Here is a 17,441-nt window from a genome sequence, read left to right as displayed (position 1 = left end):
CGGGGGATGCGCAGCGCTTCGTTGCTCGCAGGGCAGCGGCCGGAAAGGTGCGCTGGCGCACGCAGATGGCCCGTACTGACACCGGGTCTGCGAGGCCGCTCTGTTAGAATTCACCCATGAACGATGTCCCCCTGCCTGTACCCGCTCCCTCCGATGCACCACCTGCTGCCATGCACCGGGTGATGTCCCAGCGCTTCCGAGGCTTCCTGCCCGTCGTGGTGGACGTGGAAACCGGCGGGTTCGACTGCCGGCGCAATGCGCTGCTGGAGATCGCGGCGGTGCCCATCGAAATGGACGAGAACGGCCTGCTGTATCCCGGCGAGACCGCAAGCGCGCATGTCGTGCCGGCGCCGGGGCTGGAGATCGATCCGAAATCGCTGGAAATCACCGGCATCATCCTTGACCACCCGTTCCGCCTGGCCAAGGAAGAGAAACCTGCGCTGGACCACATTTTCAGCCCGGTGCGTGCGGCGATGAAGAAGTACGGCTGCCAGCGCGCGATCCTGGTCGGTCACAACGCCCATTTCGACCTGGGCTTCGTCAACGCCGCCGTCGAGCGCGTTGGCCACAAGCGCAACCCCTTCCACCCCTTCAGCGTGTTCGACACCGTCACCCTGGCCGGTATCGCCTACGGCCAGACCGTGCTGGCGCGCGCCGCGACAGCGGCCGGGCTGGGGTGGGATGCGGACGAGGCCCACAGTGCGGTGTATGACACCGAGCAGACCGCCAAGCTGTTCTGCACCATCGCCAACGCCTGGCCGCGCTGAGCGCGGGGACAAGGTGGAATGCGTGGATCAGCATCGGCTGACCCGGGTGGATCAGCCGACGCTGGTCCGGTCGCGGCCGTCGCGCTTGGCGCTGTAGAGGGCCCGGTCAGCGCGCTGGTACAGCAGTTTGGGCGTGCGGTCAGTGGCGTCCAGTTCGACCAGGCCCGCACTGAAGGTCACCCGCAGGTCGGCGATGCCGGCCCAGTCCGGGTGCGCGTGGAACAGACCGTGCAGACGCGCGCAGACCTGTTCGGCTTCGTCCAGCCGGGTGTCGTTGAGCAGCAGCGCGAACTCCTCGCCGCCGGTGCGCGCCGGCATGTCCGAATCCCGGCATGCCGACGCCAGAAGCTGCGCGACCTCGGCCAGCACGACGTCGCCCACGCTGTGCGAGTACTGATCGTTGACGGCCTTGAAGTGATCCACATCCAGCACCACCAGGCACAAGGGATGGCCGCTGCGCTGTGAGCGGGCGAAGTCACGCGCCAACGTTTCGTCGAACGCCCGCCGGTTCGGCAGCCCGGTCAGCGCGTCCTCGCGCGCCTGCCGTTCGAACTGCTCGGATTGCAGTGCCAGGCGATCCACCAGCTGGGTCTTCTCCGAGTTCAGCGCCTGCAGGTGGACGGTCTGTGCCTGCAGGTCACGCGTCGCCTCATCCACCAGCTTCGCCAGGCGGATGTTCGACCGCTTGTAGCGGTTGATCAGGAACCGGTACAACGCCACCAGCGCGGCCAACAGCAGCAGGGCGGCCACGGCCTGCACACTGTGCCGCTGCCACCAGAACGGTTCGACGCTGAAATTCCATACCGCCTCACTGTCACTCCAGGCACCGCCGGGGTGGGCGGCGGAGACATGCAGCGTGTAGGTGCCCGGTGGCAGGCCGATGAATTCGACGCTGCGCTGCTGCCCACGCTCCACCCATCCGTTGTCCAGGCCTTCCAGACGCGTGCGGTAGCGGATGCGTTCGGACATCAGGTAGCTCAGTCCAACGAAACTCACGGTCAGCCGGCGCCCCCCTTCAATGTGGTTGCGTTCGGCCCCCTCCCAGTGGATCGGCGCGCCGTCCACCTGCACGCTTTCGATGGCGGCAGGGGGCGCCAGCCGCTCGCGGAACCGCTGCAGGCGCAGGGGATCCACCGTACTGAGTCCACCGGCGGTGACGACCCAGAACGTCCCGTCCTGGCGTAACAGGGCGGCCGGGCCCGAGCTGCCGTTGGCCTGCGAATTGGCCATGCCGTCGATTTCGTTGTAACGCTCCACGTCCACGCGCGGCGCGCGACCGTCGGCGACCTCGTTGAGCATGCCCATGTCGGTGCGCAGCACGCCGCGGTTGCTGCTGATCCAGACGTTGCCGACCCGATCAGGGACCAGCTGGAAGACGGTGTCCACCGGCATCCCCTGCTCCAGGCCGACCCGCGACAGCTTTCCGTCCTGATAGCGGTACAGGCCGCGATCGCTGCTGATCCACATCGCATCGCCGATCTGCTGGAAGCCGAACACGCTGCGACCGCCGCCCAACGGGGCCAGGTCGATGGACTGCACGTGATCCCCCCGCAATACCTTGATGCCTTCGATCGTGCCGATCCACAGGTTGCCCTGCCTGTCGTGCGCCAAGGCGGTCACCAGGCCGCCCGGCATGCCCGGCACCCGCGGCACGCTGACGCCCTGCGCATCGATCCGCACGACACCTTTCTGGGTACCGGCCCATACCTCGCCCCGCGCGTCGATGCTGATGGCGCGCACATTGCCCCCCGGCATGCCGTCGCTGGTATCGAAGGTGTGCTTCGGCTTGCCCTGCGCGTCGAGACGGAACACGCCGTCACCGAACGTGCCGACCCAGACGTCACCGTCGCGACCCTGCGCCAGGCTCAGTACCGAAGGGGCCTTGCCGCCGCGGTTGTGCAGGATCACCGGCGCGAAGTGACCGTCCGGTGCACGCCGGTCCAGGCCGCTGGCGCTGCCCACCCACAGGCCGCGCGCATGGTCTTCCAGCACCGTGCGGATGTAATCACCGCTCAGTCCGTCGCGCTCGGTGTAACTGGCAAACAGGGTCTCGCGCAGTCGGTACAGACCGCCGTTGGCGCCCACCCAGATGCTGCCCTCGGCGTCTTCGCGCAGGCTGACCACGCGGCCGCCCGGCAGGTTCAGCCCCGCCGGCAGGCGTTCGAGTCCGTGCCGTGAAATCCGCAGCAGGCCCTGGTTCTCCGTACCAAGCCACAAATCACCATGGCGATCCTGCAGCATGGCGGTCAGGTGGATCTGCCCGGGCAAGCGGTGCATCAGTTGCGGCACGTCATCCTGCATCCGGTAGATCCGCTCGCCGCCGACGATCCACATCACGCCGTCTGGCGCGCGATACGGCCAGACCAGTCCGCGGCCCAGGTCCCATGCCGCAGGCGCGCGCTTCAGTTCGCCATCGGCCTCGCGCAGCACCAGGCCGTCCAGCGTGCCGATCCAGACCCTGTCCTGTGCGTCGACGACCAGCTTGGTGAAATTGAGGGCCAGCGGCAGGTCCGGCGGAGGCGGCTGGTAGACCATCTGCCCATCGGGGCCGAGATACCCCACACCCTTGCCTTCGTACAACAGCCACAGGCGCCCGTGGCTGTCCATATGCATGGCCTGCACGAGCACCTGGGGGGTGTCATCCTGGCGCTTCCAGACCTGCCAGCGGCCATCCGCGGAACGACGGGTGATGTTGCCGCGTGAATCGCTGATCCACAGCCCGCCCTGCCGATCGACCAGCAGCGCACCCACGCCATTGTCGAGCAGCCCCGGCCGCGTGCTGCGGTCGAACACGGTGAAGTCCAGTCCGTTGTAGCGCACCAGGCCTTCCCAGGTGGCGAACCACAGATGGCCTTCCGGCGTCTGCGCGATGTCGCGCAGTGAGTTGTGCGGCAACCCGTTGCGCGAGGTCCACACGTCGATGGCGTAGTCACGCAGGGGCGGTGAACCGCCTTCCTGGGCCGCTGCGCGCGCACAGGCCAGCAGCGCCAGCATGGCGAGCAGGACGCACAGGCCCAGGCGCAGAACGCCCGCTGATGGCCCACCGCGCCGCCACGCGGTGGCTGGATTCCCCCGACACCTCATCGCCGCACGGTGTCTCCGGGCACGCCGCAGGACCGGCGCACACACACGGTGGCGCACCGGGCACCCTTGCTGGCAGGGGCGGACAGGGTGTTTTTCATCGGGCTGACGCTGGGAGGATGTGCGCATGATAGGCAAATCCGCGCCGCCGTGTGTCAACCGTGCCCGCGCGCCGCGGCCACGACCGGTGCCGCCCAGTACACCACGGCATCCAGCCCGCCACCCTCCCGGTTGTGCAGGCTGACCTTCGCCCCGTCCTTGCCCGCCAGTGCGCGGGCAATGGTGAGCCCCAGTCCAGCGCCACCGGTCTGCCGCGAGCGCGAGGTTTCCAGCCGCACGAAGGGATCGAACACGCTCAGCAGCTCATCCTCGGCCAAGCCCGGCCCGCGGTCGCTGATCACCACCCGCACGCCCTTGCCATCGCGCTCGGCGCGCACGCTGGCGCTGTGGCCATACATCAGGGCGTTGTCGAGCAGGTTGGAAAACAGGCGCCGCATCGCCAGCGGGCGCAGCATCAGCACCGCCGCACACCCACTTTCGAAACGCGCGTCCGCGCCGGCTTCCGCCGCGTCTTCCACCAGACTTTCCAGCAACGAGTCCAGGTCCAAGGGCGCGCGCTGCTCGGCGCTTTCGGCGCTGCGGGCCAGCTCCAGGCCCTCACGGATCAAGGCCTGCATCGCTGCCAGGTCGGCGACCAGCCGCTCGCGCAGGCCCTCGTCCTCTACGTTCTCCAAGCGCAGGCGCAACCGGGTCACCGGCGTCTGCAGGTCATGCGTGATCGCGGCCAGCATGTGCGTGCGCTCGGCAAGGTGCCGCTGCAACTGCTGCTGCATGGCATTGAAGGCTTCAGCGGCGTGCTGGACCTCCAGCGGGCCGGCGACGGCCATCGGCGCCCGGTGCAGGTCCACGCCCAGTTCCTGCGCGGCGCCGGCCAACCGCCGCAAGGGCGCGCTGGCCATCCTCGCCACCACGTAGGCCAGCACCGCGATCGCCAACACCAGCAGCGTCAGGAACAAGGGGTCGACCGCCAGCACGCCATTGTGTGCCACCGCAGGCGACTCCAGCGCCAGCGCCAACGACGCACCGTCGGACAAGGTCAGTTGCACCGCCCGGCAGCGCGGTGGGATGAAGGCGGGGTCGCGCTCGCGGGGCGGTCGGCCACGATGCCCGTCGGACGGCGGCAGCAGATCTTTCAGCCGCGGCAGGCAGGCCCGGAACGAGGTGAAGCGTACCTGCGCGCTGGCCACCGGTCCGGGACGTGCGGCCAGTACGCCCATCAACGCGTCGTCCGGTCGCCCCTGCCGTGCGTCCGGCAGCAGGCGGCGCACACTGGGGCCGCCGGCATCCAGCAACCGCTCACGCAGCTCCGGATTGCCGTCCAGCAGATTCACGTAGCCCTGCAACCGGTCGGCGATGCGGTTGAGGTTCTGCCGCTCGAACTCCTGTTGCCGTTTCGCACCGGCCAGCATCGTCGCACCGATCGCCGCCACGCCCATGCCCAGCAGCAGGATCACGAACAGGCGCCCCACCATCGAGGACAGGAAGCGACGCAACCGGTTCATTCCAGGGTGACCGCCGCCGCCAGTACGTAGCCTTCGTTGCGCACGGTCTTGATCAGCCCATCCGGACTGCCATCATCGGCCAGCTTGTTGCGCAACCGGCTGACCTGCAGATCGATCGCCCGATCCTGCGACTCATAGTTGCGCCCGCTGCTGAGCGCCACCAGCTGCTCCCGCGACAGCACCTTGTTGGCATGGCCGACGAACACCCGCAGCAGGCGGAACTCGGCACCGGACAGCACCACCACCCGCCCATCGGGATCCACCAGATGGCGGTGCTCCAGATCGAACGTCCAGCGCGAAAAGCGCGCACGGCGGATCGCCAGCGGCTCCAGGTTGGCAGGCAAGGCTTCGGTCCGGCGCAGTACGTTGCGGATGCGCGCCAGCAGCTCGCGCGGTTCGAACGGCTTGGCCAGATAATCGTCGGCGCCCATCTCCAGACCGAGCACGCGATCGATGGGTTCGGCACGCGCGGTCAGCATGATCACAGGCGTGGAGGATCGCGCGCGCAGATCGCGGCACAGGGTCAGGCCGTCTTCGCGCGGCAGGTTCAGGTCAAGCACGATCAGGTCGACGTGCTCCCGCTCCAGCACCTGGCGCATGGCAGCGCCGTCGGCGGCGGTACTGACCTGATAGCCGGCACGTCCCAGCTGTTCGGCCAGCAGGTTGCGGATGTCGTTGTCGTCATCGACGATGAGCAGGCGGTGCATCGGGTTGGCGGTCTCCATGTCGGCATCATCCCCTGTCGGCAGCTGAACCGCACGCAGGCCAATGCGTTGCACTGTATCCAGCGGCATACGTGATACACATTGAAACAGACAAGGCGCTGCAATGTTACACATGGACACACGCTGAGGATTGAGCCTGCAGGGCAAGCGTCACCACAATGGATGCGACGCCGCTGGAGCGGCTTGCCGAGTATCACCGATCGTGAACTTCCACCTGCTGCCCAGAACCCGTCGCGGTCGCCTGCTGCTGTCCCTCCTCGTGGTGGTGCTGCTTGCCATCGGCGCGTGGTTCTTCCTGCGCAAGCCCGCGGCACCTGCCCTGGCGACCTCGCCGGCCACGCGTGGCGATGTCGAACAGACCGTCGAGGCGACCGGCGTGATCGATGCCTACAAGCTGGTCAGCGTGGGCGCGCAGGCGTCCGGCCAAGTGAAGTCACTGAAGGTGCAGCTGGGCGACACGGTGAAGGAAGGCGACCTGATCGCCGAAATCGACGCGACGACCCAGCAGAACACGGTACTGCGGGCAGAAGCCACGCTGCAGCAGCAGCGCGCCCAGCTGGCGGTACAGCAGGCCAGCCTGCGGCAGAGCGAGCTGAACTTCGCGCGCCAGCAGGAGATGCTTGCCGCCGAAGCGACCTCGCGACAGGAATACGATGCGGCCGAGGCGGCGCTGAAGACGGCCCGCGCACAGATCCAGTCGAACCAGGCCCAGATCAAGGGCAGCGAAACCGAGGTGGCGACCGCGCGCGCCAACCTGGCCTACACCCGCATCACCGCACCGATGGATGGCACCGTGGTGGCAGTGGTCACCGAAGAAGGCCGCACGGTCAACGCCAACCAGACCGCCCCGACCATCGTGATGCTGGCGCGCCTCGACCTGGTCACGGTCAATGCGGAAATCTCCGAAGCCGACGTGGTCAAGATCAAGGCGGGCATGCCGGTGTACTTCACCACCCTGGGTGAGCCGGACCGGAAGTATCACGCCAAACTCCGGCAGATCAATCCGGCACCGGCCTCCATCTCCAGCGACAGCGCGTCCAGCTCCAGCAGTTCGTCCAGTTCGTCCAGCGCGGTCTACTACAACGCGCTGTTCGATGTGGAAAATCCCGACGGCACGCTGCGCATCGACATGACCGCGCAGGTTTCGGTACTGCTCAAGCAAGCCAAGGGGGTGATCCTGGTGCCGTCGGTGGCATTGGGTGCAAAGACGCGCGACGGCCAGCAGGTGGTCCGCGTGGTCGGTGAGGACGGCCAACCGCAGCCGCGGCGGGTGAAGGTGGGCATCAACAACGGTGCCAACGCGGAGATCCTGTCCGGGCTCGCCGAAGGCGACCGCGTGGTGGTCGGCGAAGGCGGCGGCGCGGCCGCGAGCGGTGGCGGTGCGCGCGGTGGTCCCAGCATGCGCATGGGTCCGGGGATGGGCGGCGGGCCGCGTCGATGAATACCGTGGGCTCTTCCAGCGTCCTGCTGCGGCTGCGCGACCTACGCCGCGAATTCCCAGCCGGCGATGAAACCATCGCCGTGCTGCGCGACGTCAACCTGGATATCCATGCCGGTGAAATGGTCGCCATCGTCGGCCAGTCCGGCTCGGGCAAATCCACCCTGATGAACATCCTGGGCTGCCTGGATCGGCCGACGCGCGGCAGTTATCAGGTGGCTGGTCGCGAGACCGGCAGCATGGGTCCGGACGCCTTGGCCGAACTGCGTCGAGAGCACTTCGGTTTCATCTTCCAGCGCTATCACCTGTTGGGCGACCTGGATGCACGGGGCAACGTGGAAGTTCCTGCGATCTATGCCGGCAACCCCAGCGAACAACGCAGCGCGCGCGCGGTGCAGCTGCTGCAGCGCCTGGGGCTGGGCGACCGCATGCAGCACAAGCCCGGGCAGCTGTCCGGCGGCCAGCAGCAGCGCGTGTCCATCGCGCGTGCGCTGATGAACGGCGGCGAGGTGATCCTGGCCGACGAACCGACCGGCGCACTGGATACCCGCTCGGGTGAGGAAGTGATGGGCATCCTGGGCGAACTGCACGCCGAAGGCCACACCATCATCATCGTCACCCACGACATGAGCGTGGCCGAGCACGCCCAGCGCATCATCGAGATCCGCGACGGCGAAATCATCGCCGACCGCATCAACGAGAACGCGCCCCGATTCCGCGCACAGCGCGCACCGAGCATCGACGCCGGCAAGGGCAACAGCTGGCGCGCGGCCCGCGACCGTTTCACCGAAGCCTTCCGCATGGCGCTGCTGGCGATGAACGCTCATCGCCTGCGCACCTTCCTGACGATGCTCGGCATCATCATCGGCATCGCGTCGGTGGTCTCGGTCGTGGCGCTGGGCAACGGGTCGCAGCAGCAGATCCTGCAGAACATCAGCTCGTTGGGCACCAACACGATCGATGTCTATCCAGGGCGTGGTTTCGGTGACATGCGTTCGGCACGGGTGCAGACGCTCAAGGCAAGCGATGCCTACGCGTTGGCCGAGCAAAGCTATGTAGACAGCGCCACGCCCAACGTCTCCACATCGGTGACAGCACGGTTCCGCAACCTGTCCGCCACCGCATCGGTGAGCGGGGTCGGCGAACAGTTCTTCCGGGTCAAGGGCGTCAGCCTGGTAAGCGGCAGCTTCTTCGATGCGGACGCGGTGAGATCGCTGGCGCAGGTGGCGGTCATCGACGAAAACACGAAGACCCAGTTCTTCCCGGACAGCGATCCGATCGGTCAGGTGATCCTGCTCGGCAACGTGCCGGCGCGGGTGGTTGGCGTGGCAAAGCGGCAGAGTTTCGGCTTCGGTGGCAGCACCAGCCTGAGCGTCTGGGTGCCCTACACCACCGCGATGTCGCGCATGCTCGGCCAGAACCATATCTCTGGCATCACCGTGCGGGTGAAGGACGATACGCCGATGGACGCTGCGCAGGCCGCGATCACCAACCTGCTCACCCTGCGCCATGGCACCGAGGACGTGTTCCTCAGCAACAGCGCGGAGATCCGCCAGACCATCGAACAGACCACGCGCACGATGACCCTGCTGATCGGCGCCATCGCCGCCATCGCGCTGCTGGTCGGCGGCATCGGCGTCATGAACATCATGCTGGTGTCGGTGACCGAGCGCACCCGCGAGATCGGGGTACGCATGGCGGTGGGCGCACGCCAGAGCGACATCCGTCAACAGTTCCTGATCGAAGCGGTACTGGTCTGCCTGCTGGGTGGTCTGATCGGCGTCAGCCTGGCGCTGGGGCTGGGATGGGCCTTCGGTCGTCTGTCCAGCGAGTACCTGATGGTGTTCTCCACCAGTTCCATCGTGGCGGCGTTTGCCTGCTCCACCCTGATCGGCGTCGCCTTCGGATTCCTGCCTGCGCGCAGCGCCGCGCAGCTGGACCCGGTCGACGCCCTTGCACGCGAATGAGGACCACCATGACGTTTTCCTGCTCGACCCCTGTGCGCGTGCTGTTGGCCAGCGCGCTGCTAACTTCATTGGCCGCATGCGCCACCGCGGGCCGCTATCCGGTGCAGGCTGCAGCGGTACCGTCCAGCTACGGTGCCGACAGTGCCAGCCTTGCTGCAGGCACCACCCTGCCCACCAGTGGACTGGACCGGCCGCGCGCCGACGTGCGCGCCGACCGCTGGTGGACGGCATTCGGCGATGAGCGGCTCGACCGCCTGGTCACGCAGGTGCTTGCCGCCAACAACGACCTCGCCGTCGCCGGCCTCAACGTCCAGCGCGCACGCCTGGAGGCCGGGCTGGCGAACAACGCACTCTGGCCGAATCCGTCGCTTTCCGGCGTCAGCACCAACAGCTCGCGCGCCATCGACCGCAGTGACGATTGGCGTTCGAGTGACTACGCCACCAACGTATCGCTGCAGTGGGAAGTCGACCTGTGGGGCAAGCTGCGCACGCAGCGCGATATCGCGGTGTGGTCCGCGCAGGCCAGCGAAGAAGACCGACAGAACACCGCGTTGATCGCGATCAGCGACGCGGTGAACTACTACTGGAATCTCGCCTATCTCAACCAGTCGATTGGTTCGGCTGCTGCAGACATGGCGCGGTTGGTGAGAACGCTGGAGCTGGTGCAGGCGCGATTCGATGCGGGGGCTGCATCCGGCTTGGAAGTGCGCCAGGCGCGACAGGGTCTGGAGGCACAGCGCGTCACGCAGTCGGCGTTGGAGCAGCAGCGGGTGGAAGCGCGCAACGCGCTGACGGTGCTGCTGGATGGCCAGGCCTGGTCGCAGGCGGATGAGCCGCAGAGCCTGTCGGGCGCGACCAGTCCACCGCTTGAAGCGGGCCTGCCCGCCGACCTGCTGGCGCGCCGCCCGGACCTGCGGGCGGCCGAGTTGGGTCTGCGCAACAGCCTGAAACAGATCAAGGTGACCGCTGCCAGCTATTACCCCACGCTGAGCCTGAACGGTAGCGTGGGCACCAGCGGGCCGACCCTGGGGGATGTGCTGCGCAATCCCGTGGCGACGCTGGGCGCGGGGCTCACCCTGCCCTTCCTCAACGTGCAAAAGGCACAGCTGAACACCGATCTGGCCGGTACCGATTACCAGATCGCCGCGACCCGCTTCCGCAAGACCCTGTACACGGCACTGTCGGAAGTGGACAACGCGCTGTCGGCGCGGGACCAGTTGGCGATCCAGGTCGCGGCGTCGCAGGCATCGTTCGATGAGGCCGTGGCGGTGGAGCGGGCCGAGGAGGTGCGTTACCGCGTCGGCGCCACCGCCCTGCGCGACTGGCTGCTGGCGCAGCAGACCCGGCGCGGTGCGGAGCTGGCGCTGGCAGGCGTACGGCGAAGCCAGTTGATCAACGATGTCACCCTGTTCAAGGCATTGGGCGGCAGCGCAGCCCGGTAGTGACGGCCGCTGGCCGTCTGGTTTCTCGCCCTGGTGGATGACGCACGTTGCGTTACCGCTGCGCTCGCCGAGCATGGCTCGGCGCTACTCGTTGCGATTCAACTGCACGGCGTGGCACCGGTAGCGCCGAGCCATGCTCGGCGGAATGCCTCAACGTGATGCGGCGCTACCGGGCCCAGCCACTCAACCGCGCTGGCGTACCACTTCGAACAGGCTCACGCCGGTGGCCACCGACACGTTCAGGCTCTCGATCTCACCCGGCATCGGGATCTTGACCAGACCGTCGCAGTTCTCGCGGGTCAGGCGGCGCAGGCCGTCGGCTTCGCCGCCCAGTACCAGCGCGATGTTGCCCTTCAGGTCCAGGTCGTACAGCGACGCGGTTGCTTCGCCGGCCAGACCGTAAATCCACACACCCTGCTTCTGCAGGTCCTTCAGGCAGCGCGACAGGTTGGTCACCGCGACCACCGGTATCCGATCAGCCGCGCCGGCCGAGGTCTTGCGCACGGTCGCGTTGACCGTGGCCGACTTGTCCTTCGGAATGATCACCGCCGTCGCACCCGCAGCGGCGGCACTGCGCAGGCAGGCGCCCAGATTGTGCGGATCCTGTACTTCGTCCAGCACCAGCAGCAGCGCCTTGCCCTCGGCTGCCTCCACGAGAGCTTCCAGCTCATTCTCGTTGTACGTGCGCGCTGCCGCGTAACGCGCGGCCACGCCTTGATGCCGCACCGATCCGCCGACACCGTCCAGCGCCTGGCTGTTCACCTTGCGCACGTCGATACCCTTCCGGCGCGCGTTCTCCTCGATCTCGACCAGCCGCGGATTCTTCGCCCCGGCCTCGACCAGGACTTCGCGGACGTTCTCGGCGTCGTTCTCGATGGAAGAGGCGACGGCGTTGACGCCGACGATCCACTGGCTGCTCTTGCTGCTCATGCGCGGCGTGACCGGTAAGGGGGGTGGGTATGGTAGAGCATCTGGCGGACAGGGGTCAGCGGCTCTGCGGCGGCCAGTGCGGTGTGTCGTGGTCCGGATGCTGGTGTGACACGATGCGGGCGAGGAAATCCAGCGCTTCCCCATCCTGCTCGGTCCGCGTGGACGGCAGCGCGCCCAGCGTGTCGACGAACGGCAGCTGCGCCTCCATGCCGTATTGGCGGGTCGGCGGCAACCGCTCCGGCTGGTCGAACGCACCGGCGGCCACCGCGATCCCGTCCGGGGCCTCGTAGGTCAGCGGCGTCCCGCAGAGCGCACAGAACCCCCGCTGGACCAGATTCGACGATTGGAAATGGGTCGGCTGGCCCCGGGTCCAGCTGAACTGCGCGCCGCGTACCGACACCAACGGCGCGTAATACGCGCCGAAGGCCTTCTGGCACATCCGGCAATGGCAGATCGAGCTGTCCGTCAGCTCGCCACGGACTTCGAAGCGGACGGCACCGCACTGGCAACCGCCACTGTGTTCGGGTTGGCCCTGCATCGTTCTCGTCTCCTCTGCTGCGGACGCCGAGCGTGGCTCGGCGCTACCCGCGATGTCTCAGTACTTCTTCTTGCTGCGCTTGGCCGGCTTGCCGTGCTCGGGCAGCGGTGCCGCGCGCGGCGCCTCTTCTTCCTCGCCCTTGTGCTCGACCAGACGGAAGTCGATCTTGCGCTCTTCCATGCTGGCCTTGAGCACCAGTACGCGGACGCTGTCGCCCAACCGGTAACTTGTGCCGCGACGCTCACCGCCCAGCGTTTTGCGCACCGCATCGAACTTGTAATAGTCATGCGGCAGCTGGGTGACATGCACCAGACCCTGCACCTTGGAATCGGTCAGCTCGACGAACAGGCCGAAGCTGGTGACACCACTGATCACGCCGTCGAACTGGCCGCCGACATGCTTTTCCATCCAGGCAGCGCGGTAGCGCTCGTCCACCTCGCGCTCGGCCTCGTCCGCACGGCGCTCGCGCTCGGAACACTGCAGTGCCAGCGCGGCCATCTCGCGCGCGGTGTAGAGGTACTTGTCCGCGCGTGCGCCGGTGAGTGCGTGCTTGATCGCACGGTGCACCAGCAGATCGGGGTAACGACGGATCGGCGAGGTGAAATGCGCGTACGCCTCCAGGGCCAGCCCGAAGTGGCCATTGTTGTCGGGGTGGTACACCGCCATGCTCTGGCTGCGCAGCAACACCGACTCCAGCAGCGCCGCATCGGGGCGATCACGGATCTTCTTCAACAGCTTCGTGTAGTCGCCCGGCACCACCTTCGACCACGGCGGCAGGCTCAGCTTGAATTCCTTCAGGAACTCCAGCAGGTCCGCGAACTTGGTTTCCGGCGGCTTGTCATGCACGCGGTACGGGGCCGGTACGCCGTTGGCCAGCAGGTAGCGCGCGGCCTCCACGTTGGCGGCGATCATGCATTCTTCGATCAGCTTGTGCGCATCGTTGCGCATCAGCATGCCGGCCTGCGTGACCTCACCGGTATTGTCCAGCACGAAGCGGACTTCACTGGATTCGAACTCAATGGCACCGCGCTTGCTGCGTGCCTTGGCCAGCACGTGATACAGCTGGTACAGGCGCTCGACCTGCGGCAAAAGCGGACCGATCACTGCCTTGGCACCGGCATCGTCCTCACCCACGGCCTGCCACACCTGGGTGTAGGTCAGTCGCGCGTGTGAGTTCATCACCGCTTCGTAGAATTTCGAGCTGCTGACCTGGCCATCGCGATCCACCTGCATGTCACAGACGAAGCACATGCGGTCGACCTTCGGCATCAACGAGCAGATACCGTTGGACAGGGTTTCCGGCAACATCGGCACGACGAAGCCCGGGAAGTACACCGAGGTCGCGCGCTTCTGTGCTTCATCGTCCAATGGCGTGCCAGGACGCACATAATTGGACACATCGGCGATTGCCACCACCAGCCGGAATCCGTTGGCATTGGGCTCGCAGAACACCGCGTCATCGAAGTCCTTCGCATCTTCGCCATCGATGGTGACCAGCGGCGTCGTGCGCAGGTCCACCCGATTGCCGATCATCTGCGGCTCGACCACCAACGGCACCGAAGCGGCCTCATCCAGCACCTCCTGCGGGAACTCGAACGGCAGTTCGTGGCCGTGGATGGCGGTCTCCACCACCAGCGAGGCAGTCAGCCTGTCGCCCAGCACGGCAATGATGCGCCCGATCGGCGGCCGACGGCTGTCCGGCGCCTGGGTCAGTTCGCACACCACCAACTGGCCGTCACGCGCGCCGCCGATCTGGTCCGGCGGCACCTGCACGTTGCGCTGGATGCGCTTGTCATCAGGCACCACATAGTTGATGCCCATTTCCACGCTGAAGCGACCGATCAGGCGGGTCATGCCGCGCTCAAGCACGCGGGCGATGCTGCCTTCGCGGCGGCCGCGGTGATCGATACCGGTCACGTTGGCCAGCACCTTGTCGCCGTGCATGACCTTGCGCATTTCATACGGCGGCAGGAACAGATCCTCACCACCCTCCACCGGGCGCAGGAAGCCGAACCCTTCCGGGTTGGCGATCACCACGCCAGTGACCAGGTTCAATGCCTGGATGGGCGCGAACCCGCCGCGCCGGTTCTGCACCAGCTGGCCATCACGGACCATCGCACCCAGTCGGCGCGACAGCGCCTCGGCACGGTCCGGAGCACTCAGGCCAAGACGGGCACCGACTTCCTCGGCGGTCTGCGGGCCTTCGCAGCGCTCCAGCAGGGCAAGGATCGCCTCACGGCTGGCGATGGGCTGTTCGTATTTTTCTGCTTCGCGCGCGGCATGCGGATCATCGACCGGCGCGCCCAGTGGCGGCAACGGGCGGCGGCCACGCGGGGGGGACGGGGCCGGCCCGCGTCGGCTGTTGCCTCGCGACGGGGCCGGAGCACCGGCATTGCCGGTCAGGCTGTCCGGCATCCACGGCGGCAGACTCTTCTTCTTCGGGCCCTTGGGCGAGCCAGCGGGGGCGCCCGAGGGCGGCGTCGTGCGGGAGCTCTTCCCGCCCTTGCTTGGTTTTTTGGTATTCATCGCCCTCCATGGTAGCCGCTGTGGGCGTGCAGAACGGGTCATGGCCAGCCGTAAATGAATGGCCGCCGCAATTTGACGAAAACCGTTGACAACGGCTCGCGGCATCTTCAAAATCGCCCGTTCTGCAAGCCCAGATGGCGGAATTGGTAGACGCACTAGCTTCAGGTGCTAGCGGGGGCAACTTCGTGGAGGTTCGAGTCCTCTTCTGGGCACCAAAACAAACAACCCTCGCGGAAGCGGGGGTTTTTTGTTGGCCGCGATCCGGGGGGCTGGATCGCACTTTCGTCCGATCACGCGCATCAGCGCTCACACGTGTTGACAGCCCCTGTCCACGTCCTCATAATTCGCCCCCTCGATGCCCAGGTGGCGGAATTGGTAGACGCACTAGCTTCAGGTGCTAGCGGGGGCAACTTCGTGGAGGTTCGAGTCCTCTCCTGGGCACCATCGATAAAAAGAACCCCGCTGACGCGGGGTTTTTTTTTGCCTGTTTTCCCCGGTCGGGTACAACGTCACCAGAAGGGACGCGTGGCCAGTTCGATCCCGAGCAGCAACAGGAAGCCCAGAAAGCACAGGCGGAATGCCTTCGCGCTGATGCGGCCCCGGATTTTCTGCCCCAGCCACATTCCCGCCAGCGCCGGCGCGATGGCCAGCGCACTCAGGCCCAACTGCTGCACACCAAAGGCGCCGTGCACCAGAAGACCACTGGTCAAGGAAATCGTGGACACCGTGAAGGCCAGCCCCAGCGCCTGCACCAGTTCGTCCCGATCCAGCCCCAGTGACTGCAGGTAAGGCCCCGCCGGCATGACAAAGACGCCGGTAGCGCCGGTGACCACGCCAGACACCGCGCCGACCAGCGGCGACAGCCAGCGTTCCTTGCTGGCGGGCACCCGGAACGCGGGAGCAAAGGCGGAGTACACCGCATAGAGGATCAACGCCACACCCAGCGCCATGCCCGACCATCGCGGCTCGACACGGACCAGCAGCGCAGCACCAGCGACGGTCGCCACCACCACGCCGAGCATCATCGGCCACAGCCGCCGGACGATACGGCCGAGCGAGGGTCCGGCGATGATCTGCCACACATTGGTCACCAAGGTGGGAACGAACAGCAGGGAGGCCGCCGCCACCGGGGACAATGCACTGCCCAGCAGGCCCATCGCCACGGTAGGCAGGCCCATCCCCGTCACGCCCTTGACCACCCCGGCCAAGACGAACACCCCGATGAGCAGGACATAGAAGTACAGCGAATCGTTCATGGCGCCATTAGGACCTGCCCTGCCCCTTTGGCACAATGCGGGATTCCCCACCGAGCCTTCGGCTGCACCGAAGGCAGACACGAGGTTCCAGCATGCGGATGGACCTGGCGGATCTGCGCCTGTTCTTGCTGGTGGTCGACGCCGGCACCATCACTGCCGGTGCCAGCCGCGCCCACCTGGCCCTGGCATCAGCAAGCGAACGGCTGCGGACGATGGAACGCGAGGCCGGCATCGCGCTGCTTGTACGCCATCCGCGTGGCGTCACCACGACCGAGGCCGGCGAAGCGCTTGCCCACCATGCGCGCCTGATGCTGCGGCAGCAGTCCCTGTTGCGCGAGGAACTGCAGGAGTTCGCCAGTGGCGCGCGCGGCACCCTGCACCTGTATGCCAATACCGGAGCGCTGACCACCTTTCTGCCGGGGCGGCTGGCGCCGTGGATGGCCGCGCGTCCGCGCCTGCAGGTCGACCTGAAAGAACGCACCAGCGTGGAGATCGTGCGCGCCGTGCGCGGCGGCCAAGCCGAAGCGGGCATCACCTCCAATGCAGTGGACAGTACGCCCCTGCACCTGCAGCCGGTCGCGGATGATCCGCTGATGCTGATCTTGCCGCCTGCCCATCGGTTCGCCCACCGCGCCTCGCTCTCGTTCGTGGACGTACTCGGTGAGGACTTCGTGGCGCTGGCCGATGGCAATGCGCTGCAGGAACATATCGAAGACCACGCGCGCGCTTTGGGGCGCGTCCTGTCACCCCGGATCCGCATGAAGACCTTTGAAGGCGTATGCGAGATGGTCGGGCACGGCATCGGCGTCGGCATCGCACCCCGATCAATCTGTCGGCAGCATCGGCGTCGCTACGGCTTCCACGCCATCGCACTGGACGATGCCTGGGCACGCCGCCAGCTGAGCCTGTGCTTCGTTCGCTGGAACGGGCTGTCGCGTTCGATGCAGAGCCTGCTGCTGCACCTCGGCGGGCACGCCGTGGATGACTAGCAGGACGGCATTGAAATCTTGTTGACATGAATTAATTCGTTGCCCATAATTCTCCTCCTGAGTCGCCCAGGTGGCGGAATTGGTAGACGCACTAGCTTCAGGTGCTAGCGGGGGCAACTTCGTGGAGGTTCGAGTCCTCTCCTGGGCACCACGACTCAGAAAATGATCAAACCCGCGCAAGCGGGTTTTTTCATGTCCGGCGTTCGGGTTTCATGCCGGT

The 17,441-nt window shown here is 66.7% G+C and carries 12 protein-coding genes and 3 tRNA genes; 8 read left to right on the top strand and 7 right to left on the bottom strand.

Going from position 1 to position 17,441, the window contains the following annotated elements:
• The first annotated feature begins 182 nt into the window (after positions 1-182).
• Positions 183-767: a ribonuclease T gene (gene rnt, locus IFT65_RS04150; RefSeq protein WP_188327320.1), complete on the top strand. Its 585-nt coding sequence runs from the start codon at positions 183-185 to the stop codon at positions 765-767.
• 51 nt (positions 768-818) lie between these two features.
• On the opposite strand, the gene IFT65_RS04145 is transcribed toward rnt, so the two are convergent.
• From IFT65_RS04145 to IFT65_RS04135, 3 genes are all read right to left on the bottom strand, one after another.
• Positions 819-3,761 (bottom strand): ligand-binding sensor domain-containing diguanylate cyclase, encoded by a 2,943-nt coding sequence (locus IFT65_RS04145; protein ID WP_249405038.1) that lies wholly within the window; start codon positions 3,759-3,761, stop codon positions 819-821.
• A gap of 242 nt (positions 3,762-4,003) precedes the next feature.
• Entirely contained in the window at positions 4,004-5,410 is a 1,407-nt protein-coding gene (locus IFT65_RS04140; RefSeq protein ID WP_192080393.1) for an ATP-binding protein, read from the bottom strand.
• Complete coding sequence (locus tag IFT65_RS04135) at positions 5,407-6,135, bottom strand: response regulator transcription factor (RefSeq protein WP_192080732.1); 729 nt, start codon at positions 6,133-6,135, stop codon at positions 5,407-5,409. Before IFT65_RS04135 ends, IFT65_RS04140 begins: the two co-directional genes overlap by 4 nt.
• 202 nt (positions 6,136-6,337) lie before the next feature.
• On the opposite strand from IFT65_RS04135, the gene IFT65_RS04130 reads away from it, so the two are divergent.
• From IFT65_RS04130 to IFT65_RS04120, 3 genes are read left to right on the top strand one after another with little or no spacing between them, the layout of a single operon-like run.
• Positions 6,338-7,576 (top strand): efflux RND transporter periplasmic adaptor subunit, encoded by a 1,239-nt coding sequence (locus tag IFT65_RS04130; protein ID WP_192080391.1) that lies wholly within the window; start codon positions 6,338-6,340, stop codon positions 7,574-7,576.
• 5 nt (positions 7,577-7,581) lie between these two features.
• Positions 7,582-9,540: a MacB family efflux pump subunit gene (locus tag IFT65_RS04125; protein WP_192080731.1), complete on the top strand. Its 1,959-nt coding sequence runs from the start codon at positions 7,582-7,584 to the stop codon at positions 9,538-9,540.
• Positions 9,541-9,548: 8 nt separating this feature from the next.
• Positions 9,549-10,982 carry a TolC family protein gene (locus IFT65_RS04120; RefSeq protein ID WP_249405037.1) on the top strand — a complete coding sequence of 478 codons (1,434 nt, stop codon included), beginning with the start codon at positions 9,549-9,551 and terminating at the stop codon, positions 10,980-10,982.
• 183 nt (positions 10,983-11,165) lie between these two features.
• Here the strand turns inward: IFT65_RS04120 and rlmB are convergent, their stop codons facing one another.
• Genes rlmB through rnr form a run of 3 tightly spaced genes read right to left on the bottom strand, consistent with a single transcriptional unit; the run spans position 11,166 to position 14,976 of the window.
• A complete protein-coding gene (gene rlmB / locus IFT65_RS04115) occupies positions 11,166-11,912 on the bottom strand; it encodes a 23S rRNA (guanosine(2251)-2'-O)-methyltransferase RlmB (RefSeq protein WP_101099975.1) in 747 nt (248 codons plus the stop codon).
• A 55-nt stretch (positions 11,913-11,967) separates the two neighbouring features.
• On the bottom strand, positions 11,968-12,450 hold the full coding sequence (locus tag IFT65_RS04110; protein WP_188324543.1) for a GFA family protein: 483 nt from the start codon (positions 12,448-12,450) through the stop codon (positions 11,968-11,970).
• 57 nt (positions 12,451-12,507) lie between these two features.
• Entirely contained in the window at positions 12,508-14,976 is a 2,469-nt protein-coding gene (gene rnr / locus IFT65_RS04105; protein WP_192080386.1) for a ribonuclease R, read from the bottom strand.
• A gap of 128 nt (positions 14,977-15,104) precedes the next feature.
• Between rnr and IFT65_RS04100 the strand changes: the two genes are divergently transcribed.
• Together IFT65_RS04100 and IFT65_RS04095 are read left to right on the top strand one after the other, a co-directional pair.
• Positions 15,105-15,191: transfer RNA gene (locus IFT65_RS04100), tRNA-Leu, on the top strand.
• A gap of 142 nt (positions 15,192-15,333) precedes the next feature.
• A tRNA-Leu gene (locus IFT65_RS04095) sits at positions 15,334-15,420 on the top strand.
• A 65-nt stretch (positions 15,421-15,485) separates the two neighbouring features.
• Here the strand turns inward: IFT65_RS04095 and IFT65_RS04090 are convergent.
• Positions 15,486-16,232 carry a sulfite exporter TauE/SafE family protein gene (locus tag IFT65_RS04090; RefSeq protein ID WP_192080384.1) on the bottom strand — a complete coding sequence of 249 codons (747 nt, stop codon included), beginning with the start codon at positions 16,230-16,232 and terminating at the stop codon, positions 15,486-15,488.
• Between the two features lie 92 nt (positions 16,233-16,324).
• Here IFT65_RS04090 and IFT65_RS04085 point away from each other — a divergent pair, with 92 nt between their 5' ends.
• Together IFT65_RS04085 and IFT65_RS04080 are read left to right on the top strand one after the other, a co-directional pair.
• Positions 16,325-17,221, top strand: coding sequence for a LysR substrate-binding domain-containing protein (locus IFT65_RS04085; RefSeq protein WP_192080382.1), 897 nt, complete (start codon positions 16,325-16,327; stop codon positions 17,219-17,221).
• 64 nt (positions 17,222-17,285) lie between these two features.
• Positions 17,286-17,372: transfer RNA gene (locus IFT65_RS04080), tRNA-Leu, on the top strand.
• The last annotated feature ends 69 nt before the right edge of the window (positions 17,373-17,441 follow it).

Source organism: Stenotrophomonas sp. CFBP 13725 (assembly GCF_014841935.1).
Lineage (GTDB): Bacteria > Pseudomonadota > Gammaproteobacteria > Xanthomonadales > Xanthomonadaceae > Stenotrophomonas.
This window is presented reverse-complemented; position numbering and strand designations above follow the sequence as displayed.

Bases quoted from the DNA above. Each gene is read 5' to 3' on its own strand.
- rnt (WP_188327320.1), top strand. From the start codon at position 183: ATGTCCCAGCGCTTCCGAGGCTTCCTGCCCGTCGTGGTGGACGTGGAA.
- IFT65_RS04145 (WP_249405038.1), bottom strand. From the start codon at position 3,761: ATGCTGGCGCTGCTGGCCTGTGCGCGCGCAGCGGCCCAGGAAGGCGGT.
- IFT65_RS04140 (WP_192080393.1), bottom strand. From the start codon at position 5,410: ATGAACCGGTTGCGTCGCTTCCTGTCCTCGATGGTGGGGCGCCTGTTC.
- IFT65_RS04135 (WP_192080732.1), bottom strand. From the start codon at position 6,135: ATGGAGACCGCCAACCCGATGCACCGCCTGCTCATCGTCGATGACGAC.
- IFT65_RS04120 (WP_249405037.1), top strand. From the start codon at position 9,549: ATGACGTTTTCCTGCTCGACCCCTGTGCGCGTGCTGTTGGCCAGCGCG.
- rlmB (WP_101099975.1), bottom strand. From the start codon at position 11,912: ATGAGCAGCAAGAGCAGCCAGTGGATCGTCGGCGTCAACGCCGTCGCC.
- IFT65_RS04110 (WP_188324543.1), bottom strand. From the start codon at position 12,450: ATGCAGGGCCAACCCGAACACAGTGGCGGTTGCCAGTGCGGTGCCGTC.
- rnr (WP_192080386.1), bottom strand. From the start codon at position 14,976: ATGAATACCAAAAAACCAAGCAAGGGCGGGAAGAGCTCCCGCACGACG.
- IFT65_RS04090 (WP_192080384.1), bottom strand. From the start codon at position 16,232: ATGAACGATTCGCTGTACTTCTATGTCCTGCTCATCGGGGTGTTCGTC.
- IFT65_RS04085 (WP_192080382.1), top strand. From the start codon at position 16,325: ATGCGGATGGACCTGGCGGATCTGCGCCTGTTCTTGCTGGTGGTCGAC.